Source organism: Roseivirga sp. YIW32 (genome assembly GCF_057219245.1).
This window is the reverse complement of sequence record NZ_JBXVVG010000002.1, coordinates 342,564-358,698: the sequence shown is the minus strand read 5'-3', so window position 1 is coordinate 358,698 and position 16,135 is coordinate 342,564. Positions and strand designations below refer to the sequence as shown.

General features: G+C 43.4%; 17 protein-coding genes. 9 read left to right on the top strand and 8 right to left on the bottom strand.

Annotated elements, in window-relative coordinates:
• The first annotated feature begins 116 nt into the window (after positions 1-116).
• The 5 genes from AC2D6U_RS10415 to AC2D6U_RS10395 all read left to right on the top strand — a co-directional run bounded on the left by AC2D6U_RS10415 (position 117) and on the right by AC2D6U_RS10395 (position 3,719).
• Positions 117-650: a PepSY domain-containing protein gene (locus tag AC2D6U_RS10415; protein ID WP_484720920.1), complete on the top strand. Its 534-nt coding sequence runs from the start codon at positions 117-119 to the stop codon at positions 648-650.
• A 50-nt stretch (positions 651-700) separates the two neighbouring features.
• The gene (locus AC2D6U_RS10410; RefSeq protein WP_484720919.1) at positions 701-1,564 is read left to right on the top strand and encodes an AsmA family protein; all 864 of its coding nucleotides are present in this window, start codon (positions 701-703) and stop codon (positions 1,562-1,564) included.
• A gap of 72 nt (positions 1,565-1,636) precedes the next feature.
• Positions 1,637-2,002: a hypothetical protein gene (locus AC2D6U_RS10405; RefSeq protein WP_484720918.1), complete on the top strand. Its 366-nt coding sequence runs from the start codon at positions 1,637-1,639 to the stop codon at positions 2,000-2,002.
• A 29-nt stretch (positions 2,003-2,031) separates the two neighbouring features.
• Positions 2,032-3,429, top strand: a complete 1,398-nt coding sequence (locus AC2D6U_RS10400) for a hypothetical protein (protein ID WP_484720917.1) — start codon at positions 2,032-2,034, stop codon at positions 3,427-3,429.
• Positions 3,430-3,488: 59 nt separating this feature from the next.
• Positions 3,489-3,719, top strand: coding sequence for a hypothetical protein (locus AC2D6U_RS10395; RefSeq protein WP_484720916.1), 231 nt, complete (start codon positions 3,489-3,491; stop codon positions 3,717-3,719).
• Here the strand turns inward: AC2D6U_RS10395 and purE are convergent, their stop codons facing one another.
• The 3 genes from purE to AC2D6U_RS10380 are packed head-to-tail and all read right to left on the bottom strand — an operon-like array spanning position 3,720 to position 7,200.
• The gene (purE, locus tag AC2D6U_RS10390; protein ID WP_484720915.1) at positions 3,720-4,223 is read right to left on the bottom strand and encodes a 5-(carboxyamino)imidazole ribonucleotide mutase; all 504 of its coding nucleotides are present in this window, start codon (positions 4,221-4,223) and stop codon (positions 3,720-3,722) included.
• Positions 4,220-5,356 carry a 5-(carboxyamino)imidazole ribonucleotide synthase gene (locus AC2D6U_RS10385; protein WP_484721765.1) on the bottom strand — a complete coding sequence of 379 codons (1,137 nt, stop codon included), beginning with the start codon at positions 5,354-5,356 and terminating at the stop codon, positions 4,220-4,222. The genes purE and AC2D6U_RS10385 overlap by 4 nt, the downstream gene beginning before the upstream one ends.
• 44 nt (positions 5,357-5,400) lie before the next feature.
• A complete protein-coding gene (locus tag AC2D6U_RS10380) occupies positions 5,401-7,200 on the bottom strand; it encodes a MutS-related protein (protein WP_484720914.1) in 1,800 nt (599 codons plus the stop codon).
• 116 nt (positions 7,201-7,316) lie between these two features.
• On the opposite strand from AC2D6U_RS10380, the gene AC2D6U_RS10375 reads away from it, so the two are divergent.
• The 3 genes from AC2D6U_RS10375 to AC2D6U_RS10365 are packed head-to-tail and all read left to right on the top strand — an operon-like array spanning position 7,317 to position 10,392.
• Positions 7,317-7,889, top strand: a complete 573-nt coding sequence (locus AC2D6U_RS10375) for an RNA polymerase sigma-70 factor (protein WP_484720913.1) — start codon at positions 7,317-7,319, stop codon at positions 7,887-7,889.
• Between the two features lie 50 nt (positions 7,890-7,939).
• On the top strand, positions 7,940-8,911 hold the full coding sequence (locus AC2D6U_RS10370) for a FecR family protein (protein ID WP_484720912.1): 972 nt from the start codon (positions 7,940-7,942) through the stop codon (positions 8,909-8,911).
• Positions 8,912-8,919: 8 nt separating this feature from the next.
• Positions 8,920-10,392, top strand: coding sequence for a carboxypeptidase-like regulatory domain-containing protein (locus AC2D6U_RS10365; protein WP_484720911.1), 1,473 nt, complete (start codon positions 8,920-8,922; stop codon positions 10,390-10,392).
• Here the strand turns inward: AC2D6U_RS10365 and feoB are convergent.
• From feoB to AC2D6U_RS10350, 3 genes are all read right to left on the bottom strand, one after another.
• Positions 10,383-12,482: a ferrous iron transport protein B gene (gene feoB / locus AC2D6U_RS10360; RefSeq protein WP_484720910.1), complete on the bottom strand. Its 2,100-nt coding sequence runs from the start codon at positions 12,480-12,482 to the stop codon at positions 10,383-10,385. The genes AC2D6U_RS10365 and feoB overlap by 10 nt on opposite strands.
• 10 nt (positions 12,483-12,492) lie before the next feature.
• Positions 12,493-12,714 (bottom strand): FeoA family protein, encoded by a 222-nt coding sequence (locus tag AC2D6U_RS10355; protein WP_484720909.1) that lies wholly within the window; start codon positions 12,712-12,714, stop codon positions 12,493-12,495.
• Between the two features lie 66 nt (positions 12,715-12,780).
• Complete coding sequence (locus tag AC2D6U_RS10350; protein ID WP_484720908.1) at positions 12,781-14,100, bottom strand: HTTM domain-containing protein; 1,320 nt, start codon at positions 14,098-14,100, stop codon at positions 12,781-12,783.
• A gap of 42 nt (positions 14,101-14,142) precedes the next feature.
• Here AC2D6U_RS10350 and AC2D6U_RS10345 point away from each other — a divergent pair, with 42 nt between their 5' ends.
• Complete coding sequence (locus tag AC2D6U_RS10345) at positions 14,143-14,295, top strand: hypothetical protein (RefSeq protein WP_484720907.1); 153 nt, start codon at positions 14,143-14,145, stop codon at positions 14,293-14,295.
• On the opposite strand, the gene alr is transcribed toward AC2D6U_RS10345, so the two are convergent.
• Both alr and AC2D6U_RS10335 read right to left on the bottom strand, forming a co-directional pair.
• Complete coding sequence (gene alr, locus AC2D6U_RS10340; RefSeq protein ID WP_484720906.1) at positions 14,292-15,767, bottom strand: alanine racemase; 1,476 nt, start codon at positions 15,765-15,767, stop codon at positions 14,292-14,294. The two genes, AC2D6U_RS10345 and alr, sit on opposite strands and share 4 nt — an antisense overlap.
• A gap of 9 nt (positions 15,768-15,776) precedes the next feature.
• A complete protein-coding gene (locus AC2D6U_RS10335; protein WP_484720905.1) occupies positions 15,777-16,127 on the bottom strand; it encodes a tRNA-binding protein in 351 nt (116 codons plus the stop codon).
• Positions 16,128-16,135: the final 8 nt, after the last annotated feature.

Sequence of the window (16,135 nt, the reverse complement as noted above, 5' to 3'; positions counted from 1 at the left end):
CATAAACGGGCTACAAACGATAGGTTTCAATGCCCTAGAACCAGAAGGGTAACAATGACGTAATGTATACTTTGAGGTTGTGCACAACTTCTTTTTTCCGCTTATTGCGCTCGTCTATGAAAACAAGGAAAGTTGCTAAATCCGTGAGGAGTTATCGATCTCTGCACAAGTATCTTGGGCTTGGTCTTGCCGTTCTGGTTTTGGTAAGTTCCCTTACCGGTATTTTGTTGGCTTGGAAAAAGCAATCGACACTCATTCAGCCGCGTACATTGAAAGGAGTCAACACCAACCCTGCTGATTTTGCCCCTGTCGAAGACGTAGTCAAAAGAGTAGTGTTGGCAGTCGATACATTAGGGCTAACTGAAAAAAACCTAGAAAGATTGGAATACCGAGCAACGAAAGGAATAGCAAAGGCCATTTTTGACACGGGGAATTGGGAGGTACAAATTGATGTCACTTCTTTGGATGTGCTTTCGGTGGCTAAACGACATTCCGACTGGATAGAACAAATTCATGATGGTTCTATCATTTCAGAGGGGTTTAAATTAACATCAATGAACATCTTGGGCTTAGGCCTACTCATTTTATTGGGCTCGGGCATTTGGCTGTGGTATGGGCCTAAGAAGATCAAAAGACTCAAGCAAGAGTAAGAATTTATCTTTTACCTCTTCTTTTTCGCTAAATTTCATGGGCAATGCGCATGATGAAAAAGTTTCTCAAAATACTGGCGATAGTTTTCTTCGTTTGTGTTCTGGCCTTAGCAATGATTCCCCTGCTATTCAAGGACATGATCAAGCAGCTCATATTGGATGAGTTTGCCAAGCGCACAACGGCAACGCTGTATTATGAGCGATTTGACCTTTCGGCCTTCCGTAGTTTTCCTGACTTAGGCCTTGGAATTGAAGATTTTGGCATTGTGGGGACTGCTCTTTTCGAAGGAGACACATTACTAAGTGCCGGCTCTTTTCATGCCTCCATCGACTTAAAGACACTTCTTGTCGACAAGAAGGTGAACATCAAGCAGATCATGTTGGACGAGCCGCGCATCACGCTCATTACCTTACGAGGAGGTGAGGTAAATTATGATATCATGCGTCCTACAGAAGATACGCAAAAAGAGGAAGAGGCGAGTGACGAAGTTGCTTTGACCATGGCCCTGGAAAGCATCGAGCTGCTTGAAGGACAGCTCATCTATTTTGTTCAAAGCATCAACATGATGCTCAGCTTGGAATCTATTGACCTTACGAGCAATGCCCTTTTTCAGAATGACGTTTTTGACCTTAAAACGGCAGGCGCCATTGGAGATATTGAGCTAATCTATGAAGACCTTTATTTAGTGTCTCAAAAATCATTAGGAATCGATGCGACCATCTCGGCTGATTTAGTCAATTCGCGTTATTCTTTTAAAGAAAATGAGTTTCTACTTAACACCCTTCCAATTAAGCTTAATGGGAGCTTTGACATGCTTCCCGACGGAACGTATGGAATGGACATTACCTTTAATTCGCCGAATGGCACATTAAAAAACGTGTTATCTCTTGTGCCTGGCATGTACCAAAATTGATTTGAAAAGCTCACGGCGAATGCAAACCTGACCTTTGAGGGAGAGATCAGTGGAACATATGCTGAACAGGAAATGCTTTCTTTCAAAGGATTAGTTCGGGTAGTCGATGGAGACTTTAGTTATGAAGGAGTTGCCGCCCAAATGAACGACCTACAAATGGAACTTCGGTTGGAGAGTGAAAAAGGTAGTCTGGTCAATAGCAAAATGGAGCTGTCCAAGCTCGAATTTCGTCTAGCCGACAATCCTTTTAGTGCTCGTATGGACATCGCCAATTTTGAGTCTCCTGAATGGACGCTCCAAGCAAAGGGCAGTCTTGACCTCTATTCTCTTTCACAACTCATTCCCTCTTCTTATCCATTAAATGGACAGCTTGAAACCAACTTTACTTCTTCCGGCAGAAAGCTCTTGAAGCAGGACAATATGGATCACTGCCAGTAAATGGAGACTTAGCGCTTACTAATTTTCAATTGATCACAGAAGAGTTTCCACAAGGGTTAAGTATTTCACAACTCAATGCCGACTTTTCAACTGACCGGATCGCCATTACCCAATTTCAGGGAAAGGCAGGAAGCTCTTCTTTCCAAGTGACCGGAAGCCTTGAAGATTTTGTTCCTTATGCATTGAGCAATGAAACATTAAAAGGAGAGCTGAACATTACCGCAGATCAATTGATCTATTCAGAATGGATGCCCGAAGCAGGCACGGAACAAGAGGAAAACAGCTCTGTTGATTCCAGCAATCAAGTCATGGAAGTTGTTCGTATTCCAAGGAATATTTCATTCAAAATGGCAGCAGCGCTCGGCCAATTGGACTACGATGGGCTGATTCTTAACGACGTACAAGGGGAAATGGAAATGATTGACGGTCAGCTCCTGATTTCTCGTTCAGGCTTTAAGGCGGTTGAAGGTTCTTTTAGTGCAAAAGGATCTTATGACTCTAGACCGGAGGAGCCGTTATTTAATATGGACCTTAAAGTAGAGTCTGTTTCAATACCAAAGAGTTTTGACCAATTTACTGCAGTTCAAAAATTCGCGCCAGTAGCCAAAAATATGACGGGTAATGTAGGCTTCGATTTTAGCTTGTCGGGAATTATTGGTGAGGATATGATGCCGGATTATACCTCTCTTTCAGGCGCAGGATTAATTCAAGTGATCAAAGCAGGTTTTGAAAGGTCAGAAATAACACAAGGACTTTCTTCTACTTTGAAAGTGGCTAAGATCGAAAATCCTGTAATCGATAATGTCAGGATGCGCGCGGATGTATTAGATGGACGCCTTTTCATTAAGCCATTCGATACGAGACTTGGTAATTACAGTACGACCATAGGGGGGAGCACAGGCATTGATGGATCGATTGATTACACCTTACTGATTACGGTTCCGGCAAAAGGGATCACACAGCAAGTGAATAATTTAGCCAAGCAGTTTTTAGGAAACCAATTAATAAGTGGCAGTGATTACGTATTTGATGTTTCGATGACGGGTAACTATGCAAAACCTGTGTTCAAGCTGGAAAGCGTCATGACTAAAGATGGCGTTTCTACCGGCGATCTTGTCACTAAGAAAATAGAAGAGGAGATTCAGGCGAAAAAAGCGGAGTTGGAGGCTGTTGCCAAAGAAGAAATGAAAAAAGCCGAAGACTCGCTCAATACCCTGGTTAATCAAAAAATTACCCAGGGAGAAGTGCAATTGGATTCATTGATCGAAAACAAAACCGATAGTCTTACGAACGAGCTGTTGGAAAAATTAGGCGGCAAGGCAGCCAAAGATTCAACCGTTTCGGAGGTAAAGCAAAAGGCCAAAGATGTGTTAAAGGGCTTGTTGAAACGGAAAAACAAAAAGAAGAACGACACAATAAAAAATTAATCTATCCTTAAAAGAACAAGCTGGCTTCTCCTTCGTCTTCTCAATACCTTTGATATGAAATGATGAAAGTAAATCCACACATTGATCTTGAGACCGGCTATGTTCAGTTGTCCAAATTACCGTTTGATCAGGCGATAAAAATCCGGTCTTGGCTACCGTCTACCTCGTTGATATCATTGCGTACCCAAGAGGGCCGGGTTGATGATGCCATACAATACAGCGAATATGAATATTGGTTCGATTTTTTCGGGCAAGGTTCTGAAAGACAAGACCCGGATTTTGGGCTCTAATTATTTCCAGCCGTTTTGCTCAAGGTCTTCCACTGCATCAAGCACCTTGTCTTTTAATCTCGATTTGTAAGAACTGACGTTGGCGCCAATGGTTTCGTCAAATGCACCAATGATCTGTGCGGCTAAGATGCCAGCATTCTGTGCCCCATCCAAGGCTACGGTGGCAACGGGAACTCCCCCCGGCATTTGAAGGATCGAGAGCACAGAATCCCACCCATCAATAGAGTTTCTTGATTTTACCGGAACGCCAATGACTGGCAAGGGCGTCAATGAGGCAACCATTCCTGGTAGGTGCGCAGCACCTCCTGCACCCGCAATGATCACTTTGATTCCTTTGGCTTTAGCTTCCTTGGCATAGTTAAACATTCGTTCAGGGGTGCGGTGTGCAGAAACAATGGTCACTTCACACGAGACTCCTAATTCTTCCAGAACTTCGGCAGCTTGCTTCATGATCGGAAGATCAGATTTGCTACCCATTATGATGCCTACTTGTGCACTGCTCATGCTTTGATCTTTAAGGTGTCTTTAACGAATTTAATTTTTTCTTTCAACTGGTCAATATTCGTGTCGCTGATGGTAACATGTCCCATTTTTCGGAAGGGCTTGGTGAGCTTCTTCCCATAAAGGTGCACATGGACACCTCCTTTGGCTAGCACTTCATCCATTCCTTCGTATTTAGCCTCGCCTGTAAAGCCTTCTTCGCCGAGGAGGTTGACCATGGCGGCAGGTCGAATCGTTGATGTCTCTCCGAGTGGCCAGTTCAATAGGGCACGCAGGTGTTGCTCAAATTGAGAAGTAATATTTCCCTCAATGGTCTGGTGCCCACTGTTGTGTGTTCGAGGAGCTATCTCGTTCACCAAAACATTGCCGTCTTTTGTCAAGAACATTTCAATGGCGAGTAAACCGACCATATCCAGTTTGGTGATCACGTCTTTTGCCAGTTGTTGCGCTTTTTCTTCTATATCCGGTGAAATATTTGCTGGAGATATCAAATATTCTACAAGATTATGAACCGGATGAAAGACCATCTCCACAGTAGGAAATGTCACAATTTCACCGTTTTCATTTTTAGCTACAATGACCGCTAGTTCTTTTTCGAAGTCAATGAGTTTTTCAACAAACCCCGGTTTATCAAAGGCCTTTGACAAATCAGCTGCTGTTCTCATCACTTGAACTCCTCTGCCGTCGTAACCTTCGGTGGCCAACTTGTTGACAAAAGGTAAGAAAGTGACTTTCTCTTGAACTTCCTTGGCATTTTGAGTTTCTTCAAATGCAGCTGTAGGAATTCCATTGGCCAAATAGAATTGCTTTTGATGTAATTTGTTCTGAATAAGCTCAATGATGTGGGGTTGAGGAAAAACCCGTTTTCCTTCTGCCGCTAGCTCTTTTAAAGCGGTAGTGTTAACGTTTTCGATCTCTATGGTGATGACGTCCTTGTCTTGGCCAAAGGCTTTTACGGTTTCGTAGTCTGTCAATTGACCGACGGTAAAGGAACTGGAAATGTCTTTACAAGGAGCGTTCGGGTCTGGGTCAAGACAATGAACGTCTAGATTAAAATCAATTGCCGATTGTATGAGCATTCTTCCTAGCTGCCCACCGCCCAATACTCCTATTCGAATCGTTGAATCAAAGGCCATAAGTCTTTTTCTTGCGCCAAAGGTAGGACTTTCTCTCAAATGCATCACTCCTCGGGGATGTCAATCCCCATGTTTTGCATGAGCTTGGTTGCATTAAAGCTTTTGCAGATTCCTTCCGTGAGGGTATAGTCAAAGATGATCTCGTCTCCCTTAATGGTGCTGTTGAAACTATAGTTTTTAACTCCTTGAAGTTGGTTGGCCAATGAACCTAAAACAAGGTCGTGTGTAGAGACCAACCCAAATGCATTTGCTGCATTCAGCTGTTTGATCAGTGCGATTGCTCCTTTGTGTCGATCCTCAGAGTTCGTCCCTTTTAAGACTTCGTCAATCATGAATAATGTCGGTCTGTTCTCGTCGATTTGTTCCAGTAGTTTTTTTAATCTTTTCAGTTCGGCATAGAAAGAAGAAACTTTTTCTTCTAACTCATCCTTTGTGCGCATACTGGTAAACACCTGCGATAGGCTAAAGGTCATCGATGCGGCACAAACTGGAGCGCCTGCCTGAGCAAGGACCATATTGATCCCAAGCGTTCTCAAAAAAGTGCTTTTGCCACTCATGTTTGACCCTGTGATTAAACAAATACCCCCTCGGCCACGAAAGATGAAATCATTGCTTACTCGATGGCCACGGTTGATCAGAGGGTGTCCCAAGGACGTTGCTTCTATGGTGAATGGAGTCTGGGAGATTTTAGGGAAGCTGTATTCAGGGTTGGCAAAAGCATGACCTGCAAGCGAATTAAGGGCATCGAATTCTGCCATGACTTCGAACCAATGCTGTAGCTCTAGCTTGTTTGCTTCTTTCCATCGATCGATTCGGAGCAACCAGTAAACGTCTAAAATGAAGAGTAAATCAAAAACGATGTACATCAGATTCGATCGGTTATGAATCGTGTCTAGCAGAAATTTAAGCTGAGACAGTGTGGAAGCCGCCGTTTTCGAGCCTTGATGAATTCTGTCTTTCAGTTCTTTGAGGTGCGTATTTTCAAATTCTTCTGCTTCAGTGAGCAAAAGAAGCGCCTTAAGAGAACCAAGTGATTTGTAACCATTTTCAGTTTGTTTGCAGATCTCATCCAAAGGCTTAAAGGCCATGGCCAATATCGCCATATTGATCACAACGACCAGAAGGGGCCAGCCTGTTTCCAGTGGGCCAAAGCTACTTCCCAGCATGGTGCCCAGCGTCAGTAATGGTAAGGTGACCAAAGCCAACTGAAGGATACGCTTTTTTCGCAAGCGTGATTCGCTTGCCAACCAATGGATGAAGACTTCCTTGTTCCCTTCCTTCTCGTTGTGTATTCGACCGGTCGCTTGAAAGGCTTGCCGAAAATCTACTTTTTGGCTCAACTCCTTGACGGCCTGTTGTCGTTTGATGATGACTTCTTCAGAGGCCGCTACACTCAGCCACAGGGCTAGTCTTTTTTTCCCGTCTTCCGTACTTGAGCGGTCAATCAATTGAAACAACGAGTGTTTGCCGAATACATCCAAGTCTTCGTGGTAGGCGTGTTGGGCCTGATAAAAGGCTTCGCCGGCCGGCAGCCCAGACAAATCCAGCGACAAGCGCTGTAACTCCTCCTGATTGATGTCACGTAAGGCAAGCTGTTCTTTCAAGTTGTTGCGTACCCTATTGTGCCATTTGAGTAGCCAAACGAAGATCACCAAGAACAACACAACAACAAGCCCTACAACACTTCCTTGTCTGTTGTTTGCTAATTGAATGATCAAAATGCACGCTGTCAAAAAGCTCACAATTCGAACAAGACTCAGTTTTTTTGATAAAGCCTTCAACTCTTCAACACGCTGCTGATAGTAAGCGCTTTTTTCCTCAAAAAGGCGGGAGATATCTTTCAATGAAAAGGTAATTAGGACTAGACTTGTTTTTGATCTAATGCGAAACTAGTCATTTCGCCGAAGCATGCAATTTGGATAATCTTTAATATCTTTCGACATAGGCTGATTTTTGTTTTGTGATAGATATCGAAGCTAAGTTACTGGCGAATTTCTTAAAGGGGGATAGGGAAGCCTTCGGGAAACTTTTTGATCTGCATTATGCAGAGGCGTGCCGCTATGTCATTCGATTGGTAAAGGATACCGACACAACAGAAGAGATCGTACAAACAACCTTCGTGAATATTTGGGAAAAAAGGGAAATGATCAATGAGGAGATTTCCTTCAAATCATACCTCTTTAGATCAGCGTATAATACCGCATTGAATTACCTAAAGCATCAGAAGGTAGTTGCGAATTATGTGAACAAGAAGCAAGAGAATTTTGCGGTGAGCCAGGAGAGCTACGTCAGTCGTCAACCTGATTTTGAATTGGAAAAACGAATTAAAAACGCGCTAGAAGAATTGCCTCCCCAATGCCAGCGCGTGTTTAAAATGAGCAGAGAGGAAGGATTAAAATACCACGAGATCGCAGACGAATTGGGGATATCAAAGAAGACCGTGGAGGTGCACATGGGGAAAGCACTCAAACTCTTGAGGGCTTCTTTGAGTGATTATTTATCGATATTTCTCTTATTCCTTTATTGGCTGTAAGGGTTTTAGGTATGTAGGTTGTTAATTTTACAGAAGTTAAGGCAAAAGTAATGCATGAGAAGATAGCCAGTTATTTGGCGAATGAGATGGGTAAGACCGAAAGACTCGATTTCGAACGTTTTTTGGTAGAGGACGCTGCGCTTCAAAATGAGGTATTTGCTCAAATAGAACTACTCAATCGAACCTCCGAGGGGCCAGATTTTAATTCCAAAGAAGCCTTCAAACGAATTGAGCCAAGTCTTTCCACTAAAGTGGTTGAAATGACGCCAAAAAGAAACTTTAGCTTTTTAAAAATTGCAGCCACATTGCTCATTGTATTGACTGCTGGTTATTTTATCAGTAGAACAGTCAATCAATCCAGTCAAGGGCAGGAGGTCGTCTACTCGACCACTTCTCAAATCGACGTATTCCAATTGAGTGACGGAACACAAGTTCGATTGAATTCCAATTCAAGGCTTGAATTGGCAGAGGGTTTCGGTCTTAGCAATCGAGAAGTGAATCTTATGGGTGCAGCCAATTTCGAAGTGACTAAAGATGCCTCTTTACCCTTCGTCATCAACGCCCATAACGGAAGTGTTGAAGTGTTGGGGACGGTGTTCGAAGTGAATGCCTATCCGCAAGAAGATATTGAATTGAACGTTGCCGAAGGAAAAGTAAAATTTGCTTCAAAGACCACAGCAAAACAAGATTTGTTTGAAGCTGGCGATCGAGGCATTTTGACAGCAGACGGTAAAGTGCTGACAAAGACGGCTCAAAAAAATAAGAACTATGCCGCTTGGTGGACTAGGCGACTTGTTTTCGAGGATGCCGCATTGAATGAAGTGTTTGCAGATTTAGAAAAGGCCTACAATGTAGAAATTCAATACGAGCAAGCGCTTGCCAATTGTATCTATGGAGCAATCTTGGAAAATTACACCTTAACGGAGGCGCTTGAAGCAATTAAAACCATCTTTCCGAACATCGAGAAAATTGAGATCAAAGATTCTTTCATAAAATTAGAAGGAACCGCGTGTAAGAATTAAATTGGTACATGCTGAGGAAATTTCTGATTTCCATTTTTTGTGTCAATTGCTTCTATCTATTCGCCCAAGACAGCTCATCTGTCTTAGACAAAAAGATCACTATTGATTTTACCAACGCCAATTTGCCTACCGCATTAAGACAACTTAATAGGCAATCGAAGATCAGCTTTTCCTACAACAGTAAAGTGATTCCGAAGGATGGGAAGCTCACCAAAGCCTATGTCGACAAGGCAGTGAGGGAAATTCTTGATGATATTTTTGATGGAGTAGATCTCTATTATCGTGAGTTTAGAAACACCATTTTTGTTCTAAAAGAGGAATTCAGCGACCGTACCATCACGGGGCGGGTGATCGATAGTAACAACAAGGAACCACTGCCCTTTGCCAATGTTTTTATTGACAATTCCACGCTTGGTGATGCGACGGATACTGCCGGTCAATTCATGCTAGAGAATGTACCCAATAGTTCTGTTGAGGTGGTGGTGTCATACGTGGGTTATAAGAGTAAATCGATCAGGGTAGATTATGAGGAAGGTCTGAGAACCTCTGAAGTGGTCATAGAACTCGAACTGGACGCCATTGCCTTGGAGAGCATTCAGGTCGTTGGAAAGAACAGAAAAAGGCTGTCTCGTGAGGAGAGGCAGTCGTTTCGAAACTTTAAAGATGAATTCATCGGCAGATCTGATAATGCCGATGATTGTTTGATTGTGAATCCTCAAGTACTCGAAGTCCAGATGCTGGATTCCTCCTCCAATTACTATGTAACTGCGGAGGACATCCTTTATGTAGAAAATAATGCCTTGGGCTATCGCATCGGTTATTTGCTTGATGAATTTCGCTTCGTCAACGGACAAAAGATGTTGGTTGGTAACGCTAAATTCGAGGAAATGGAACCCGGTTCTCGCAGGCAGTTTCGGCGATGGAAAGAAGCCCGCGAGCAGGCCTATAATGGTTCGCTGCAACACTTTTTAAATTCCTTGATAGAAGGACAGCTAGAACAGGAAGGGTTTCTTGTTAACGTGATTCAATACGATTCCGTTACCTCAGAATACACCACTCCGTTGAACCCGCCACCAGTGAATGCAATCATTTCGGTTACACCTACTGAAGATCCGTTCGTTTACCTTTTTAAGACGACATCGGATATAGAAATTACTTATACAAAAGCCTATGAGGACGACAAGTATAAAAAGCTTTATCGGAGCGCTTCTAAAAGCGGGAATTACAAGTATACCGATAAGAAGTCTCGGTCGCAGATCGCTATTGGCAACCAAAGTGTGAATAGTTATCAGGTGATGGGTTTGGACTTGGATGAAGTGGAGCTCTTTCAGAAATCCATCCTCTTTTTTGAGAAGAAGGAGCTAAAGATCCTCTACCCGGGTCAGTTTACCGATGGCAGTGCTTATTACATTGGTGGCTGGTGGCGCTGGGGTGCATTCTCAGACATGGTGCCATTAAATTACGCCCCCGATCAAGAGTAAAGTTGATAGACCAAATAGGCGGCACCATAGGCAACCAAGGTCATATATGCCAATTGTAATAAGGGCCATTTCCAACCTTTCGTTTCACGGTATACCACTGCAAGTGTACTCATGCATTGCATTGCAAAGGCATAAAAGACCAGTAGCGACATACCCACGGCCCGTGTATACACAGGGCCGCCAGTTTCCGGATTCACTTCATTTCTGAGCCTTTCCCGAATGGTCAGCTCATCTTCCTCATTTGCACCAATACTATAGATTGTGCTGATGGTTCCGACGAAGACTTCTCTGGCGGCGAATGAGGTGATCAGTGCGATACCAATTTTCCAATCATAGCCTAAAGGCTTGATCAAGGGTTCAATACTTTTACCAAAAGTACCAGCCAAAGAGTATTCCAGCTTAAAGGAAGCCAGCTGATTCTCATAGTCCGCTTCGGTGTAATTAGGGGGCATCTGCTGTTCTACGATACGATCCGCATTCTGAAAGTTATCGTTGAAACCATAGGAAGCCATGGCCCACAGGATGATGGAGATGGCAATGATCACTTTTCCGGCTTCCACGACAAAGGTTAAGGTCTTATCATAAATGGTAAGTCCTACGTTTTTCAAACTTGGCCATTTGTAGTCTGGCAACTCCATGACAAAGTAATTGCTGTGTTTGGCTTTGATGAGTAACCTTAAAAAGGCCGCAGAGCCAATGGCCGCTAAAAAACCAAGCAAATACATGCCCGTGAGGGCTAATCCTTGCATATTGAATGGGCCAAACTTGGCATCTTCTTCGATAATTAGCCCAATCAGAATGGTGTAAACCGGGAGCCGAGCCGAACAAGACATAAAGGGAGTCACGAAAATGGTGATGAGCCTATCCTTCCAACTCTCAATAGATCGAGTGGACATGATGGCAGGTATGGCACAGGCCATTCCGGAAACTAAGGGCACAACACTCTTTCCACTCAGTCCAAAACTGCGCATGATCCTGTCCATCAGAAATACGGCTCTTGACATGTAGCCCGTCTCTTCCAGAAGAGAAATAAAGGCAAAAAGAATAGCGATTTGGGGAATGAACACGAGTACTCCGGCTAGGCCGGCAATGATTCCATCCGTGATGAGGTCGTTAAGAACACCATCGGGCAGTGTCTTCCTGGTCCAATCGGCAAAGTCTGCAAACCCATTTTCAATGAGCGTCATGGGCCATTCTGCCCAGGCAAAAATGGCTTGAAAGATCAAAATAATAATGACCGAAAAGATTAGATAGCCCACAATTGGATGAGTGAGTACTTTATCCAATCGCTCATTGATCATTTCACGTGGTTTGTCAGCCTTCAGGTTGCGTTCGATGATCTTTTCGATCTTGGTGTAGCGTGCGCTTGCTTCTTCTTTTTGTGCTTCGTTGCGATCGAATGAGTGTTTTTCAACCAATTGTTGGATGTTGCTTTTCTTTGCCGCGGGTAGGTAGGAGCTGTAGTCTAAATGTTGAACTGACTGAAGCGCTTTGTAGCTATTTTGCTCATCTGCTAGGCCTATGACTTCGTTCAGAAGATCACCGTGCGTAACGGTCGGGTCATAGAAAAATGACTTTGACGTTTTTCCTCCTTCAGCAATGGCCGCCTTGATGCTTTTTACACCTGCCTTTGTTCTTGAATTTGCAGTAATGATTTGTACCCCAAGGTCAATTTGTAGGTTGCGTAGATCAATTCGTAAGCCGCGGTTTTCCGCAACATCGATCATGTTTAAGATCAAGATACAGGGAATGCCTAGGTCTCGAACTTGGGTAAAGAGCAGAAGGTTTCTTTTTAAGTTGGTTGTGTCGGCTACGACCAAAATAAGGTCGGGATGCTGAGGGTGATCTTCATTTAAGATCACTTCTTGAACGACCTGTTCGTCCAAGGTTTTTGGGTAAATGCTGTAACATCCAGGAAGGTCAACCAATTCCACCTTTCTTCCGTCGTCCAATTTGAAGGAACCGGATTTCTTGTCAACAGTAACACCGGGGAAATTACCGGTTTTCTGTGTTAACCCTGTCAGGAGATTGAAAATGGTTGTTTTACCAGAATTTGGATTACCAACAAGCGCTACGGTAAGATCGGCCAAAACTGTGGTTTTAGTCTTCTAGTAAAACATTTCGGGCATCTCTCTTCCGAATGGAGAGGCAGTAGTCAGCTACATTCACAGCGATTGGATCGCCGAATGGCGCAATGAGTCTGATTTTTATTTCAGTTCCCGGTAAACAGCCCATCTCAATTAACTTTACGGAAAGGTCTTTGTCCAGAAAGTCTTTGATTCTAGCCGTTTGATTGATCTTTAGCTGGCTTAAATTTCTCAATCTTTATTTAGATTAATTTTAAAGACGCAAGTTACGTCGCACCAAGAACAAAACCAAGGCTACTTTTTAATTAGGACTCAATATCCAGTCCGAATGCTGAAAACGATTCCAATTTGTTGCAGCGAGGTCGATTTGTGGGTCGATCAGTGTATATTCTTCCCCTAGATTCAAGCGTGCTTTCGCATGCGCTTTAATGCTTACTTTTTTTCCTTGTATGGCATATTCCTTCTTGAGGTGCTGAGCAAACTGCCAGATCATATCCGGCTTCCCCGCCATAGCGCTTGTTTGTTTGGATGTCAGGAAATCCTTGGGATAAACAACCCAGGTGGAATCGCTTGCCAAGTCGGTTACCTCGTAATTGAGCCTACCTGTTTTGAATCGCAGCATCATGCGCCATGAAAGGCGATGGCCCTCTTCGGTATAAAACACATTTCCTTTGAAATGATGGTGTCTTAGCGGTAAATAGATCTGATGGGCAAAAAACAGAATCAATCCGGCTGTTAAAAGCTTTTGCGGCAGGGTTAAGGAATGGACAGGTTGTGGGTCAGGGACAGCAGGTTTTTGCTTTAAGAAAATGTGCCTTATTGTAGCAGGGTTGAAAAATAGAACACATAATGCGATCATCAGGTAAGGAAATATCCCAATTTGGAACACCACTGAATTGAAGAGGTGAAAGATAAGAGAGACCATGAAAGCCGCTTTTCTTGTTTGAGGGATCAGTAAAAAAACGATTATTGTCCCATCAAAAAGGATCCCACCATAGACGATCAATTGCTGAAGAAAATGCTCTTGCAGAAATTCACCAACGAGCCGGTATGAAGATTTAGCTCGAAAAGAAATGCTGATGAACTCGTTGTCCAACCAACCGGGATAGATTTTTTGCAATGCAGCGGAGGTATAGACGATCCACAACAAAAGAATGAAAATGTTGATATGCCACCTCCTGCAATGGAGTGATGTGATGCTCGGCTTCCGTTTTGAGCCTAGGCTAAAATAGCTGTTGGCCGGAACTAGTAGCATGAGAAGACAGAGCAGTATGAGTAAGTAATAATGGTTGTTATAAAAGGACTTTTGCATGGAATAAGCTCCTGTCCAGAGCAACGTGAAAAAGCCAAGGCTCCAGTGGTAGTGATAGCCTAGAGCGACCATTATACCGCAGACCCCCATGATAGCAAAGTAAACATACATGCCGTTGCCATCTAGGGGTTGCAACCATTCCAGCCCAATTGTTGTGAAATTAACGCTTGGTTCTATGAATGCACGGCGGACCCAACCTGTAAGGATGGCACCGAATGATTCTGCCATGAGGAGAAGCCCAAAAGCCACTCTAAAAACGATCAACTGACTGTTGTCGATTTGTTCGAATTGTTTGTGTAGAATCTTCACTGATTGTTTGAATCAAAAATGGGCCGAAACCGTTATCAAGATATGGAAAAGCCAAAACCAAAGAAGCCTCAGACTTCAAAAATGCCAAAAGGCAAGTCCACGACTAGAGCAGAAGAACCACAAGAAGAGGGCTTTGATTTTGGCGGGTTTCCTTCAGGAGTCGATCTCAAGAAGAACATGGGCTGTGGTGGCTAGCGAACGAAGGTTCTTTGCACTCTCGAACTTATGCCTGTGATGACCTCATAAGGGATGGTTTGAGACCAAGTTGCAAGTTCTTCTATGGTAGGGGATTCTCCGAAAAGGGTGACTTCATCATTTACTTGTGCCTCAATTCCTGTAATATCAAGCATGGTCATGTCCATGCAAATGTTTCCGATTGTTTTGGCTTTTTTGCCATTAACGGTGACATATGCTTTGCCATTTCCGTAGCATCTTAAATACCCATCGGCATAGCCAACAGGTATGGTAGCGATCGTCAATTCCTTATCAGCTTTCCCCATCCGCCCATAACCGATAGTTTCTCCTTTGCGCACGTTTCTTATTTGTGTAATGGTGGTTTTTAAGGAAGCCGGAAAACGTAATTCGGTGCTTTCATCATTGCCAATTCCATGCATGCCTATGCCTAATCTCACCATGTCGAATTGGTATTGAGGGTAATTTCTGATGCCTGAGGAGTTCAAGCTATGCAATAAAGGGCTAATGGAAAGAGCTGTTTTCATCCGCTTAACCATGCGCAGAAATTGTTCATTCTGAGCAGAGGTAAAAGCTTTTTCATTGGGGTCATCGGCCGCGGCTAGATGGGTCATCAGACTTTTGACTTCTATGCCATCATTTGAATGGATAAAGTGGATCAGCGCTTCGATTTGCTCCTCATCAAATCCCAGTCGGTTCATTCCGGTGTTGAGCATGATGTGTACATGTAGCCTCCGACCTTGCTGCTGAAAAAAAGCTGAATAATTGGCCAATTGATGAAGGTCGTAGATCTCAGGCTCAAGGTCATAGGCTAACAAAAGCGGAGCATCATCCATCCCCGGGCTCATCACCATAATTGGTGACTCGATGCCGTTCTTTCTTAGCTCAATGCCTTCGTCAATGAAAGCAACAGCTAAGTAATCCACCATTTTGTGCTGTAGCCATTTGGATACTTCCACTCCCCCAGCGCCATAAGCAAAGGCTTTTACCATCACCATGAGCTTGGTAGTGGTATTCAATTTTCGTTTGAACGCCTCAATGTTTTGACTGATCTGCCCGAGATTGACCCTGAGCTCCGTTTTATGGGATCGTCTGGAAAAGGCACGCAACGCTTTTTCAAAACGAAAGATCTGATTCCCTTTTAATATGAAATAACTGTCTTGATGCTCTTCAAATAAACCGGAAGCAATGAAGGCCTCTTCCGTTTCAAAATAAATGACTGCCGTATCGAGGGTAACGAGATCAGTTTTCTTGCCGATCACTACCAGATGACGCAGGCCTTCGTGTTCGATCAATGTTAAGGACTCCTTTTGAAGCGATTCAATGTCTGCCTGATGGATAACCAATAAGGTACCTGCTCCAAGGCTATAAATTCGACTAAACGCTAGGACTTGAGCAATATCCTGTGAGCTCAGGCCTAGTCGGTCTTGAATAATAGCATTTCCATTGAGGGCTTTGGACAATTTGATCTGCATCTTGTGTAATTATAGAAGTTTAACGCCGTTCTCAACGGTTTTATCTGAAGTGCAAAGTACAATTTTTCCATCCTTGTCAGGAAAACCAGTAACTAACACTTCAGATCGCATGGGCCCAATTTGTTTTGTTGGAAAATTAGTCACACAAACTACTTGTTTTCCAAGCAATGAGTCGACAGTGTAAAGGTCGGTAATCTGTGCGCTTGATTTACAAATTCCAATCTCTTTTCCTAAGTCCACATAGAGAATAAATGCTGCTTTTTTTGCTTCAGGAAAAACTTCCGCTTGAACAATGGTGCCAACGCGCAGGTCGATTTTATTGAAATCTTCCCAAGTGATGATCGGATTATTTTGTGACATAATGAAAA